Raw genomic sequence first — 13,222 nt, 5'->3', positions numbered from 1 at the left:
CAAGCGGTACACCAACTACGCTATTGCCGCCGCCGCGACCCGACTGGCCCGCACCATTCTGGAAGACGCACACACCGAACTGGCCGTCTCTAACTGGCATGAAGACTTCGGTTGCTACCTATCCACGCCGGTGATCATTGGGCGTGACGGTATCCTGGCGCGAGCGATTTCCACCTCACCGAATTGGAACAAGAAAAACTCGCTCGTTCCGCCCGCTTCATCCACGACCACTACGCCGAAGTGGATCCGGCCAAGGATGAAGTGGCCAGCCGGGCATAAAATCTGTCCGCAATGGCCCCAAAAAATTTAACGATTACGTAACCATACTTGATAGATTAGCATTGACGGGACGTGCACCCGGTCTGGCCGCTAATTCATCCGTCCGCCGACTGGTCGGACACCCCATGAACGGGTTACAATAGTAGTTGTGAATAAATACCGCTGGGACATTAGCCAGCGTTTTGGGGGAACCATTAACACATGGATGATACGGACAAGTTTGCGGCTAGTCGGGTCCAGCGCTACGACCACAGGCACCAGACGTGGTGGCGTTGGTTCATTCGTTTCTTCGATGTCGATTAGGCTTAAAGTGAACACAATAGTAAACGGGACGCGGAAATTAAATTCCGCGTCCCGTTTGCGTTTAATCACACCATTGCCCTTGATGGCCTTGTTATCGCACTAGCCCTCATTGCAGCGCGTGAACACCAATATCCTCGCGGTACGCTAGTGCGTCCGCCCACGGCGCCACGAGCTGATAGGTCGCCCGCACCGCGGCACGGGCATCAGCACCACTACCCACCACGGTGACGACCCGACCGCCACTACTTTGCCACTGTCCATTAACCTGACGCACCGCCGCGGGCAACCAGTGATTCAAAGAGGCGACCAGTGGCGTCATTACGGCTACGGGTGGCTGACTGGTTGCCGGGTATCCCGGGTGCACGAGCACCACCCCGCAATAGGTCCGACCATCGAGGTGCAGCCGTGGTTGTTGCCCGTCCAACAACTGCATAATCACGCTGAAAAAGTCGTCGGTCAACTGCGGCAACAACACCTGCGTTTCGGGGTCCCCCAACCGCATATTGTATTCTAGCACCCGCGGTCCCGCCGCGGTAAACATCAACCCGGTATACAGCACCCCACAGCCATCGAGCCCCTCAGCGTGAATACCGTTAATGGTGCGTGTCACGATGTTCTGCGCTTGCTGCACCGCGGTAGCATCGAATTGGGGTGCCGGACTAATGGCGCCCATGCCACCAGTGTTGGGACCCGTATCACCGTTAAACCGCCGCTTATGGTCCTGCGACAACGGCAACATCACCCAGTGCTGGCCGGCAAAGAGGGTCATGACGGAGGCTTCCTCACCGCGGAGGTATTCCTCCACCAGTAGGGGCGCATCCACCTGCTGCTGGTAGACCAGCGCAATCGCTTGGTCGGCGGCCGCCGTGGTGGTGACAATCTGCACGCCCTTACCGGCTGCCAACCCGTCCGCCTTGAGCACCACGGGCACCCCCATCGTCCGTACCTGGGCTCGCGCAGCATCCGCGTCATGCACCAGCACAGCCCGTGCCGTCGGGATCCCATGCCGGGCCATAAAGTCCTTAGCAAAGGCCTTGCTACCCTCGAGTTGGGCCAACGCTTGGTGGGGACCAAAGATACGCAGGTGTGCGGCGGTAAAGTAATCCACGATGCCTGCGACTAAGGGTACCTCGGGTCCTACGAACGTCAGGTCCACATGTTTCCGGGCAAAAGCTACCAGGCCCGCAAAATCAAGCACGTCAAGCGCAACTGGTTCCAATCCGCGCAACTGCATGCCCTCATTACCAGGGGCCACGTAGACGTGCTCGACTCGCGGTGAGCGCTTGAACGCCACCCCTAATGCGCTTTCCCGCGCACCACTACCAATGACCAATACGTTTTGCACCATCTTTGCCTCCCTATTAGTGCCGGAAGTGCCGCACGCCAGTCGTGACCATTGCGATGCCGTACTCGTTGGCCTTGTCGATCGACTCCTGGTCGCGAATACTACCACCAGGTTGGATGATTGCCCGAATGCCGTGTTGTGCGGCGTATTCCACCGTGTCACCCATCGGGAAGAAGGCGTCGCTAGCTAGCACCGCGCCGGCAAAGTTGCTGTGCGTTTGCGCGGCGGTCAAGGCAATTTCAGCCGACCCGATACGATTCATTTGCCCGGCGCCGATACCGAGGGTTTGGCCGTCTTTGGCCACCACGATGGCATTGCTCTTAACGTGTTTGACGACAATTTGCGCGAACAGCAGGGCCTGTACCTGCGCGGGAGTCGGCGCCAAATCGGTCACCACGGTCAGGTCGGCCGCCGTCTCCACCCGGTGGTCGGCCTCCTGCACCAGCACACCACCACTCACCGAGACGGTTTCCATCATCCGTGGTGCTGGTTGTGCGTGGTCCGCTAGCTGGATGGTGAGAATGCGGAGGTTCTTCTTTTGGGCCAGAATGGCGAGGGCGTCATCATCATAACTTGGTGCCATGACAATTTCGAGGAATAACGCGTGCATTTTGGTGGCGGTGGCCAAATCTACGTTGCGGTTGAGTGCAATAATACCGCCAAAGATGGAGGTACTGTCAGCCGCAAAGGCTTTATCCCACGCCGCTTCGATGGTTGCACCCTGGCCAATCCCACACGGATTCATGTGCTTCATTGCGACCACGGTTGGTTGGCTGAATTCGTTGATCGTTTGCAGTGCCGCATCCGCGTCTTTGAGGTTGTTAAACGATAATTCCTTTCCGTGTAGCTGGTGCGCCGCCGCAATACTGTGGGGATCAGGATACGGTTCGGCATAGAATGCCGCCGCTTGGTGACTGTTTTCTCCGTAGCGCATCGTTTGACGCTTCACGTACGTCGGCGTATAGGTGTCCGGGAACTCAGCGGTTGTCAGGTAGGCGGCAATTTGGGCATCATACGCAGCGGTGGTGCGGAACACCTTGGCCGCCAGTTCACGACGCATGGCCTGATCATCTTGATCCAAACCAGCTAAAACCTTGGGGTAGTCGGCCGGATCAACCACCGCCCATACGCTATCGGCGTTCTTCGCGGCCGCGCGTAACGCTGAAGGCCCGCCGATATCGATCTGTTCGATGGCCTCAGTCCGCGTGATTCCTGCCCGCTGAATGGTCGCCGCAAACGGGTACAAGTTCACGCACACCACATCAATCGGAGTAATCTCCGCGTTAGCCAAAGCGGCCATGTCGTCCAGCTGGTCACGCCGGGCTAAAATGCCCGCATGGATACGCGGGTGTAAGGTCTTCACGCGGCCCCCGAGCATTTCGGGGAACCCCGTCACCGTAGCCACACTGGTCACCGCGATACCCGCAGCAACTAATTGTTGTTCCGTACCACCAGTCGCCACAATTTCAAAACCACGGTCCACTAGTCCCTGAGCGAATGTCTCTAGCCCCTGCTTATTGGACACACTGAGTAATGCACGCTTCATCTTAGATTGTTCCTCCTTGAACTAACTGACGCACGGTTGCTGGCAACAATTGGTGCTCCACCCGGTGAATTTGGGCGGTTAAATCCTCAAGACTCATCCCGGTAGTAATTGGTACCGGCACCTGGGCAATGATCTGCCCAGAATCTACGCCGGCGTCAACGTAGTGGACAGTGACCCCGGTCACCTTCACGCCGTAGTGCCACGCGTCTTCGATGCCGGTGCGGCCGGGAAAACTAGGCAACAACGCCGGGTGCAAATTAATGATACGTTGCGGGTACGCGTTCAAAAGCGTGGGCCCTAAAATGCGCATGTATCCTGCCAGTACGATCAGATCGATTGGGGGTAGTTGGGCCAAAATACGGCGTTCCGCCGTAGTCTTGCTGCCCGCCGTGCGGTAGTCAACCACAATCACTGGTATTTGCGCCCGAGTGGCTTTGGCCACCACCGGCGCATCGGCATGGTCACACACCAGTGCACGGATAACGATATCGGTGCGGCCGGCAAATGCGTTGACCAGGGCCTGAAAGTTCGAGCCGGTGCCAGAAGCAAAAATGGCAATTGATTTACTCATGTGCCGCCTCCTGCCACACAATAGGTGCCTGCTGGCCCCGCGTGACAACGCGACCGACCCGCACCGCGGTGGGGCAAGCAGCCACCACCGCTGGCCACGTTACCGGGTCAATGGCGGCCACCATCCCCATACCGAGGTTAAAGGTCCGCCGCATTTCCGCCACGTCTAGCTGACCAGCGGCTTGTAACCGCTGGAACAGCTCCGGCCAGCGCCACGCTTGGGGATCCACGCTGGCGGTCAGGGTGGCCGGCAACATGCGGGGCACGTTTTCGGTCCACCCGCCGCCCGTGATGTGCGCCAACCCGTGGATCAATCCTCCTTGGACCAGCGGTAGCAAGGAAGACACATAGATGCGGGTCGGCATCAGCAACGCCGTGGTCATGCTCCGGCCGTCCGAAAGGCGTGCGTTACCCAGATCCGTCCGCCGTAATAGTTGCCGCACCAACGAAAAGCCGTTAGCGTGCACGCCACTACTGGGGAAACCGACTAGCAGGTCACCTGCGGCCACACCTTGCGGCAGTAACCGCCTTTGGTCAGCAATACCGACGCCGAACCCCGCGAGATCAAAGTGACCATGTTCATACATATCGGGCATTTCGGCCGTTTCGCCACCAATGAGCGCCATGCCCGCCTGCCGACAGCCATCCGCAATACCCGCTACCAGCTTAGTTGCCAGAGCGGGCTCGAGGTGCCCCACCGCCATGTAGTCCAGGAAAAACTGGGGTTGGGCGCCATCCGCCAACAGATCATTGGCCACCATGGCGACCAGGTCCACGCCCAACCCGTCAACCGTCCCAGCCGCTTGCGCCAACAGGACTTTGGTGCCGACTCCATCCGTCGCTGCTAGTAGCGTTGGGTGGGCGACGTCCGGTAACGAATAGGCGGCTGCAAAGCCACCCAAACGGGACAATACGTGCTCATTATGGGTCCTGGCGGCAAGTGGACCAAACTGGCGCACCGCTGCGGCACCAGCTGCAATATCTACACCCGCTTCACGATATGCATCCGTCATGCGCTGACCTCCCCCACGTTAATGTATAACTGGGCCAATTCTGACCGCAACGTCGCATCATAATCGTCTAATGGCGTGGGGTATTCCCCCGTAAAGTACGCCACGCACAGCCCGTGGTGTGGGGCCGTACTGGTTAAATTCACACTTTGCTCCAACCCCGCGACCGATAAAAAGGCTAATGAATCCACGCCTAACAGCGTGCGCATGGCCGCCACACTGTGATTGGCCGCCATGAGTTCGTGGGTCGACTGGATATCAATACCGTAGAAACACGGGAACCGCAACGGTGGGCTACTAATACGCAGATGAATTGACTTGGCCCCCGCGTCCCGCAGCAACTTAACGATTTGGCGGGCCGTGGTGCCGCGCACTAGTGAGTCATCCACCAGTACGACGCGTTTGCCAGCGACAACTGGACGAATCGCGCTCAGCTTCATTCGGACACTGCGTTCGCGCAACGCCTGGGTCGGCTGGATGAAGGTCCGGGCCACGTACTGACTTTTGACTAGCCCCATTTCGTAGGGAATGCCGGACTCCTGCGCGTAACCCATGGCCGCAGAAAGCGACGAGTTGGGAACTCCGCACACGATGTCGGCCGCCACCGGTTGTTCTTGCGCCAAGCGCCGGCCCATGCGCACCCGCGCCTGGTGCACGTTGACCCCATGAATCTCGGAATCGGGCCGGGCAAAGTAGATGTACTCCATGGAGCACACAGCCAGCTGCGTGTGCGTCGTGTAGTGGTCAAAACGGACGCCACTCTGATCCACGATGACTAGCCCACCTGGAGCCACGTCCTGGACGAAGGTTGCCCCCACCGCGTTGAGCGCCGCGGTCTCACTGCAAATGACCGTGCCACCGTCAGGTAGGGTGCCCACCACCAGCGGTCGAAACCCGTTGGGATCACTAGCAGCATATAAACCGTGCTCCGTTAACAACATAAAGGCAAAGCCGCCGTGGACCTGGTTCAACGCATCTTTGAGTTGCGCCACAAAGGTGGTCTGATGACTACGGCGAATCAGGTGCATTAACACTTCCGTATCCGACGACGACTGGAAAATGGCGCCTCCTTCTTCCAGCTGGGCGCGCAGGGAACGGGCGTTGGTGAGGTTGCCATTGTGAGCCAACGCCACGTCCCCCGTGGTGGTAAACCGGAACAGTAAGGGTTGAATATTCTCCAAAACGCGCCCACCGGCCGTCGAATAACGCACGTGTCCCAGGGCGGCACGGCCGCGAAGGCTAGCTAACTGCTGGGGTTTGGTGAACACTTCGGCCAGTAACCCCAGGCCGCGATGACGCACCATCCCCGCGTCGGTCAGACCCACGATGCCGGCACCTTCTTGGCCCCGATGCTGCAATATGTGTAGCCCCAGGTAAGTGATATCGGCGGCATGGTCATCATCCCAGACGCCAAACAGGCCGCACTCTTCGTTTAACCCTTTTATTTCATCAGACACGGAATCGCCTCCTCGTACTGTATTTGCAACTCTGCTACCGGTATGTCGATCGTTTCATCCTGCGTGGTGACTGCGAGTGTGTTCGCCGCGGTGGTGGTACCCAAATAACAGGCCTCTTCACCAAGTAATTGCTCAAACGCCGCAATTTGGTCTGGGGCGACCGTGACCAAAAACCGGCTGGGCGTCTCGGCAAACCACAGGCTATTCGGCACAGCATAATTGACCGTCGCCCCGATGCCCCGAGTAAAGGTCATCTCGGCTAACCCCGCAGCCAGGCCACCAACACTCAGGTCATGGGCGGCTGTCACTAAACCCTGACGAATTGCGGCTAAGACGACTTGCTGGCGCCGTTGCTCGGTCGCTAAATCTAAACCAAACAACCGCCCCCGCACGCCACCGGTCAGCATCTTTTGCAATTCCGTTCCGTTAAAGTCCGTGCCAGTGGTCCCCACCAGGTACAGCACCTCACCCGGTTCCCGAAAGTAGTTGGGGGTAACGTCGGTTAGGTGCCTGATCAGCCCCACCATTCCAATCATTGGCGTTGGGTAAATCGCCGCTCCATCGGTCTCGTTGTACAGCGACACGTTACCGGAAACGACCGGCGTGTTCAGCGCCTTGGTGGCGGCCACAATGCCCTTCGCCGATGCGGCTAGTTCGTAAAAGTGTTCAGGGTTCGTCGGGTCCCCATAATTCAGGCAGTCAGTCACCCCTAATGGCTCTGCCCCGGTGGCAACCAAGTTACGAGCCGCCTCCGCGACCACCATGGCTCCACCCCGTTCTGGGTCCAGGTAAAGGTACCGGCCATTGCTATCGGTCGTCAGTGCTAGCGCCCGGTGGGTGCCGCGGACGCGAATAACGCCAGCATCACCACCGGGGAGCACCATCGTGTTCGTTTTGACCTGGGCGTCATACCGCTGGTACAGGCTGCGCTTACTAGCGACCGTGGGTTGGGCCATCAGCGCTAACCAGGTGGCCCGTATATCGGTGACCGTGGGCGTAAAATCACTGGCCGGTTTAGCGAGACGGGCCGGCCGTACCCCCACCTGATGGTAGATGGGTGCGTCGTCGGTCAACAAACTTACCGGCACGTCGCAAACCACCTGTCCGTGCTGCACCAACTGGTACTGGTGCCCGGCCGTGACGCGGCCAATGGCCACGGCATCCAACCCGTTCTGGGTAAAGACGTCCATTACTTCTTGTTCAGCCCCCGCCTGAACACACAGCAACATGCGTTCCTGGGACTCCGACAACATAATTTCGTAGGGTGTCATCCCCGGTTCACGCTGCGGTACCCGGTCGAGGTCGAGGCGCATGCCCGCACCTGCTTTGTCCGCCATCTCCACACTGGAACTGACCAACCCGGCCGCCCCCATGTCCTGGATGCCCACTAGTACCGCCCGGTGTGCGCGGGAGACCTCCAAGCAAGCGTCCGTCAACAGCTTTTCCATAAACGGGTCACCGACCTGCACTGCCGCGCAGTCAGCGTCACCCGCGGCGCTAAATTCGGCGGAGGCAAAGCTGGCCCCGTTAATACCATCCCGACCAGTTTTCGCTCCTACATAGATAATGGCGTTGCCAACCCCGGCCGCCCGGCCCCGCTGAATAGCGTCGCGGTCCATCACCCCGACACACATTGCGTTCACCAGCGGATTCTGGGCGTAGGTAGCGTCGAAATTCGTCTCCCCACCGACCGTGGGAATCCCGATGCGTTGCCATAACCGCCGATACCAGCCACAACCCGGTCCACCAGGTGCCGTACATGCGCGTCATTCAGTTCGCCAAAGCTCAAGGAATCCAAAATGGCCACCGGTTCTGCGCCAATGGAAAAGATGTCCCGAATAATCCCCCCGACCCCGGTCGCTGCACCCTCGTACGGCTCCACCGCGCTAGGATGATTGTGACTTTCGGCCTTGAACACCACCGCCTTGCCCTCACCAATGTCGATGACCCCAGCACCCTCACCGGGGCCCATTAACACCCGGTCGTTGTGCGTCCAAAATTGGCGCAAGACCGGCTTGCTGTACTTATAGGCGCAGTGTTCACTCCACATTCCTGATGCCAGGCCCACTTCGGTGAAACTAGGCAACCGGCCCAGCTTAGATACCATTCGCTGGTATTCATCCTCAGTGAGTCCCCAGTCCAGGTAGGGTTGTTGCTGCCGGACTGCTTCTGGAGTTAATTCAACGACCCGCATAAGCTGCCTCCTTCGTTGCTGTCAATAACGAGGTAAACACACCCAACCCGTCAGTACCGCCCAAAATGGCCTCCACGGCACGTTCCGGGTGGGGCATCATGCCCAGCACGTTACCAGCACGGTTGGTAATGCCGGCAATATCATGCGCACTCCCATTCGGATTGTGTTGGTACCGGAAAACCACCTGGTGGTGCCGCTCCAGCGACGCAAGCGTATCCGCATCCGCGTAGTAGTTACCCTCACCATGAGCAATGGGCAAGGTGATCTGGCCCCGTCGGCGTACGCGTTGGTAAACGCGGTGCTGTTATTCACCACGGTCAGGGGGGCCGGTGCACACACAAAGTCCAACTGGGCGTTGCTTTGTAAGGCTCCGGGCAATAACCCTGCCGCCGTCAATATCTGAAACCCGTTGCAAATGCCAATAATGTACCCACCGGCCGCAGCGAACCGTTGCACCGCCGCCATAATGGGTGCCAAGCTGGCAATGGCCCCACTGCAGAGATAGTCACCGTAGGAAAAGCCACCCGGAATCATGACGACGTCAAAGCCAGTCAGCGTCCTGGCACTTGCCGGTACGAGTTCGGCAGTCGCCCCAGCTACTAGGCGCGTCGCCCACAATAAGTCCTGATCACAATTCGAACCCGGAAAGCTTAGTACCGCCGCCTTCATACTGTGGCCTCCCCAACTGGAGTCACCGTGAAATGGTAGGTTTCCATGCTGACATTGGCCAACAGGCGGTCACAAATGCGGTCCACCTGTGCAGTGGCTGCGTCAACATCAGTGGCGGTCAGGGTCAACTCGAAGTACTTACCCATCATCACCGTCGCTACGTTGTCATCACCCAAACGGACTAAAGCTTTATGGATTGCCTGGGCTTGGGGATCCAAAACGGACGGCTTGTAATTGACAAAGATCTTGGCCTTATACATGGTGCACCTCCTGTTGAGTCGCTTGTAAACGCCGTAACACCTCCGCGTAGACCGGCACCAGTGGCCCTTCATCCTGACGAAAAACGTCCTTATCCAACGATGCATGGGTTTGAGCGTCAATTAACCGCATGTTATCCGGCGACAGTTCGTCAGCGAGCACCAACGTGCCATCAGCGAGCCGGCCAAATTCAAGCTTAAAATCTACCAACTCGATTCCGGCACGGGCCCACCGCGCGGTCAGCCAGGTGTTGACCTGATCCGCCATGGTCCGTAACGTGTCCAGTGTTGCGCGAGGGGCAATCCCTAAAGCGACAATCTGTTCATCGTTCATGAACGGATCGTCTAATGCGTCGGATTTGTAGTAAAACTCATGAATGGCGGGATCGAGCACCCGTAATGGCGTCACGTTAAACCGACTCACAAAGTGGCCGGAAGCGCGGTTGCGTACCACCACCTCGAGTGGAATCATCTTGGCCCGCCGCACCAACATGTTTTGGTTATCCATGTCGGTCACAAAGTGCGTGGGGAACCCAGTTGCCGCCAGCTCCTTAAATAGCAAGCCCGAAATATGCAGGTTTAACGTGCCTTTGCCGTCAATTGCCACCTTCTTCTTACCGTTGAGGGCCGTTGCCTGGTCCAGGTAGTACACCCACAATAACTCCGGGTCATCCGTACTAAAGACTTGCTTAGCCTTCCCGGCATACAGTAAAACTCCTTGCTTAACGTCCTGTTTCACGTTACTGGCCTCCTAACTTGACCTGTGCCAACAAGTGCGTTTGTTCATCGGTTAATGGTGCGGTCACGGTGAGGTGCCCCATTTTGCGCCCGTGTCGGATCGCGGCTTTGCCGTAATCATGCACGTGCCACTCTGGGTGGGCTGGCCACTGCGCCCGGGCTGCCAGCAGATCATCGCCCAGCAAATTGCGCATGACCGCGCGCTCTACCAGCCGGACCGGCGGAATGGGTAACCCACAAATACTCAGGATGTGCGCCGCAAACTGCGACACGTTGCACGCTTCGATGCTGTAATGACCCGAATTGTGTGGTCGCGGTGCCAGTTCGTTGACCAGCACGCCGTTCGCAGTCGCAAATAGTTCGATGCCCAGGACGCCGCGCAGATCAAGCCCCACCGCGATACGCGCCGCCAGCCGGTCGATCTGCGCATGAACCGCTGCTGGTAAGTTAGGAGCAGGCGCAATCGTGGTGTGCAAAATATGTTGTGCGTGCCGATTTTCGACGACCGGAAAGGTGCGTACGTAGTCGCGACCGTCGCGGGTCACCATCAGCGACAACTCCCGCTCAAACTGACAACGCCGTTCCAAAATGCACGGACCCTGCGCCGCCAACCGGCGCGCTGCGGGGAGGTCGTCGGGACCATTCACGTCCTGCTGTCCGTGCCCGTCGTACCCGCCAGTAGTTGTCTTTAAAATCGCGGGGTAACCCACCCGCGTAACGGCCGCAGGCAAAGCGTCTGGATCCGGTACACTGGCAAAGTCGGTGACTGGCACCCCAACGACGTCCCGCAAAAACGACTTTTCCCGCAACCGGTCCCTGGTGATGGCTAGTAACTCCGTACCCTGGGGCAGGGCGGCCACGCTAGCGGCGCGGGTCAAAGCCGTTAAATCCACATTTTCAAATTCATAGGTCAGCACGTCGCTCCGCTGGGCCAAGGTCATCAAGGCGTCCTGATCATCATACGGGGCCGTGATCTGGAAATCAGCCACCTGGCTGGTGGGCGAATCCGGTGTGGGCTCCAACGTGCCGACCCGATATCCCATCGCGCGGGCCGCAAGTGCCAGCATCCGGCCTAACTGACCCCCGCCCACGATGCCAATGGTGGCCGGCGGCAAAATCGGCTTATTCATCAATGGTGGCCTCACTTTCCGTGGCACGCTGCGTCTGCGCGGTGCGAAAAGCCTCCAGACGCCCGGCTACCTGGCGGTCAGTGACCGCAGGATGGCTGCCGCAAAAAGGGCCGCATTGGTGGCTCCCGCTGCGCCAATTGCCATCGTACCGACCGGGACGCCACCCGGCATCTGCACAATCGACAGCAACGAATCCATTCCGTTTAATGTTCGTGTTTTGATGGGCACGCCCACCACCGGCAACGTGGTGTTGGCAGCAACATCCCCGGTAAATGCGCGGCACCACCCGCACCAGCAATAATGACTGCGTACCCCGCGGCCCGGGCAGAACGACCAAATTTTGCCAAGGTGTCCGGCATCCGGTGAGCCGAAATAACCTTGCTATCATAGGCAATACCTAGTTCCGTTAACTGTTGTGTTGCTAACTGCATTGTGGGCCAATCTGAAGTCGAGCCCATCACCACTGCTACCTTCGTCATCGGTAATCTCCTTTTCCCGTTGTTGCCATGAGTGTAGCACGGAATTATGGACCGTTCAACGCTAAAAGGGAACAATTTTATTGTTCGTATTTTTATTGTTCGTGTTTTGCTGATGTCTAAGCACTCTTGCCAACCAAAAAAGACGGCCAGCCCGCGGCTACATGCCGTGCAGGTTGACCGTCTTTAACGGCGCCAAATTACTTGCGGTACATCTTAAATTCAAGGAACAGGTCGTTGTATTCGCCCACTACTTTGGGTGCCAAATCGTCATAGACTTCTAGGTGCCGCATCGTAGCAGCATCCGGGTAAAACTGGCGGTCGTTGCGCACCGAGGCTGGCAAAAGTGCCCGGGCCCGGTTGTTCGGCGTCGCGTACCCGACGTACTCGGCGTTTTGCGCCGCGTTTTGCGGTTGCATCATGAAGTTCAGGAAAGCGTAAATAGCCTTGAAGTGCTTCGCCGTCCGTGGAATGACCAGGTTGTCAAACCACAAGTTACTCCCCTCGCTCGGTACCACGTAGTGCAAGTGCTTGTTCTCGGCGAGCATTTCGCTGGCTTCACCTGACCAGTCCACCGCAATGGCGGCCTCATCTTGCTCCATATACATTTTGATTTCGTCAGCGACAACCGCCTTCACGTTTGGGGTCAACGTGAAGGCGGTTGGTCGGTAGTGTTCATCGACTTTCCCAACGACACCAAGCTCATCCCCATGATGTCTCGTGCCGAATCAATCAGCATAATGTCACCCCGATACCGGCGCGACCACAGATCATTCCAGTGCTGGATAGCTCCGGGTTTGACGTACTTATCGTTATAAATGATGCCGAGTGTGCCCCAGAAGTACGGGATGGAATACTTGTTGCCCGGATCAAAGCTACGGTTCATGAAGCTGACCCAAAGTTGTGCAGGCCATGCAGGCGCGACCGGTCTAACTTGAGGAGCAGCCCCTCTTTGCGCATCTTAGCGACCATGTACTCGCTGGGCACCGTCAGGTCATAGTCGGTGCCACCCTGCTTGATCTTGGTGTACATCCCCTCGTTACTATCAAAGGTTTCCAGATTAACGTGGTAACCCGTTTCCCGCTCAAACTTAGTGATTAGTTTGGGGTCAATGTAATCTCCCCAGTTAGCGAGGTTAAGCACATTGCGCCCGGTATCGCCCGTGGACGCGGACAACCGGTGACTACCAACGGCCAAACCCAAGCAGGCCACGATAATGGCCATTGCTAAAGCAATCAGCTTTTTCAT

The 13,222-nt window shown here is 58.0% G+C and carries 8 protein-coding genes and 5 pseudogenes; 1 reads left to right on the top strand and 12 read right to left on the bottom strand.

All coding sequences use genetic code 11. The features are described from left to right. Positions 1–310, top strand: a pseudogene (locus JCM13996_RS11175) (hypothetical protein); the annotation flags it as partial. A 378-nt stretch (positions 311–688) separates the two neighbouring features. Here JCM13996_RS11175 and purD read toward each other — a convergent pair. The 12 genes and pseudogenes from purD to JCM13996_RS09895 all read right to left on the bottom strand — a co-directional run bounded on the left by purD (position 689) and on the right by JCM13996_RS09895 (position 13,222). Beyond that, the gene (gene purD, locus JCM13996_RS09950; protein ID WP_054751009.1) at positions 689–1,927 is read right to left on the bottom strand and encodes a phosphoribosylamine--glycine ligase; all 1,239 of its coding nucleotides are present in this window, start codon (positions 1,925–1,927) and stop codon (positions 689–691) included. A gap of 16 nt (positions 1,928–1,943) precedes the next feature. Continuing rightward, positions 1,944–3,473 (bottom strand): bifunctional phosphoribosylaminoimidazolecarboxamide formyltransferase/IMP cyclohydrolase, encoded by a 1,530-nt coding sequence (gene purH / locus JCM13996_RS09945; RefSeq protein ID WP_054751008.1) that lies wholly within the window; start codon positions 3,471–3,473, stop codon positions 1,944–1,946. A gap of 1 nt (position 3,474) precedes the next feature. Next, entirely contained in the window at positions 3,475–4,044 is a 570-nt protein-coding gene (purN, locus tag JCM13996_RS09940; protein ID WP_054751007.1) for a phosphoribosylglycinamide formyltransferase, read from the bottom strand. Then, entirely contained in the window at positions 4,037–5,056 is a 1,020-nt protein-coding gene (gene purM, locus JCM13996_RS09935) for a phosphoribosylformylglycinamidine cyclo-ligase (protein ID WP_054751006.1), read from the bottom strand. The genes purN and purM overlap by 8 nt, the downstream gene beginning before the upstream one ends. Next, positions 5,053–6,510: an amidophosphoribosyltransferase gene (purF, locus tag JCM13996_RS09930; RefSeq protein WP_054751005.1), complete on the bottom strand. Its 1,458-nt coding sequence runs from the start codon at positions 6,508–6,510 to the stop codon at positions 5,053–5,055. The genes purM and purF overlap by 4 nt, the downstream gene beginning before the upstream one ends. Continuing rightward, positions 6,495–8,704, bottom strand: a pseudogene (gene purL / locus JCM13996_RS09925) (phosphoribosylformylglycinamidine synthase subunit PurL). The gene purF and the pseudogene purL overlap by 16 nt, the downstream one beginning before the upstream one ends. Continuing rightward, positions 8,691–9,373: pseudogene (gene purQ, locus JCM13996_RS09920) on the bottom strand (phosphoribosylformylglycinamidine synthase subunit PurQ). Before purQ ends, purL begins: the two co-directional pseudogenes overlap by 14 nt. After that, positions 9,370–9,633 (bottom strand): phosphoribosylformylglycinamidine synthase subunit PurS, encoded by a 264-nt coding sequence (gene purS, locus JCM13996_RS09915; RefSeq protein WP_054751004.1) that lies wholly within the window; start codon positions 9,631–9,633, stop codon positions 9,370–9,372. The pseudogene purQ and the gene purS overlap by 4 nt, the downstream one beginning before the upstream one ends. After that, the gene (locus JCM13996_RS09910; RefSeq protein ID WP_054751003.1) at positions 9,626–10,369 is read right to left on the bottom strand and encodes a phosphoribosylaminoimidazolesuccinocarboxamide synthase; all 744 of its coding nucleotides are present in this window, start codon (positions 10,367–10,369) and stop codon (positions 9,626–9,628) included. The genes purS and JCM13996_RS09910 overlap by 8 nt, the downstream gene beginning before the upstream one ends. 1 nt (position 10,370) lies before the next feature. Continuing rightward, positions 10,371–11,498, bottom strand: a complete 1,128-nt coding sequence (gene purK / locus JCM13996_RS09905; RefSeq protein ID WP_054751002.1) for a 5-(carboxyamino)imidazole ribonucleotide synthase — start codon at positions 11,496–11,498, stop codon at positions 10,371–10,373. Positions 11,499–11,564: 66 nt separating this feature from the next. Then, a pseudogene (locus JCM13996_RS09900) lies at positions 11,565–11,929 on the bottom strand (5-(carboxyamino)imidazole ribonucleotide mutase). Positions 11,930–12,174: 245 nt separating this feature from the next. Then, positions 12,175–13,222 (bottom strand): annotated as a pseudogene (locus JCM13996_RS09895) (ABC transporter substrate-binding protein).

Source organism: Lacticaseibacillus thailandensis DSM 22698 = JCM 13996 (assembly GCF_001312865.1).
Taxonomy (GTDB): Bacteria; Bacillota; Bacilli; order Lactobacillales; family Lactobacillaceae; genus Lacticaseibacillus; species Lacticaseibacillus thailandensis.
This window is presented reverse-complemented; position numbering and strand designations above follow the sequence as displayed.

Bases quoted from the DNA above. Each gene is read 5' to 3' on its own strand.
- purH (WP_054751008.1), bottom strand. From the start codon at position 3,473: ATGAAGCGTGCATTACTCAGTGTGTCCAATAAGCAGGGGCTAGAGACA.
- purN (WP_054751007.1), bottom strand. From the start codon at position 4,044: ATGAGTAAATCAATTGCCATTTTTGCTTCTGGCACCGGCTCGAACTTT.
- purM (WP_054751006.1), bottom strand. From the start codon at position 5,056: ATGACGGATGCATATCGTGAAGCGGGTGTAGATATTGCAGCTGGTGCC.
- purS (WP_054751004.1), bottom strand. From the start codon at position 9,633: ATGTATAAGGCCAAGATCTTTGTCAATTACAAGCCGTCCGTTTTGGAT.
- purK (WP_054751002.1), bottom strand. From the start codon at position 11,498: ATGAATAAGCCGATTTTGCCGCCGGCCACCATTGGCATCGTGGGCGGG.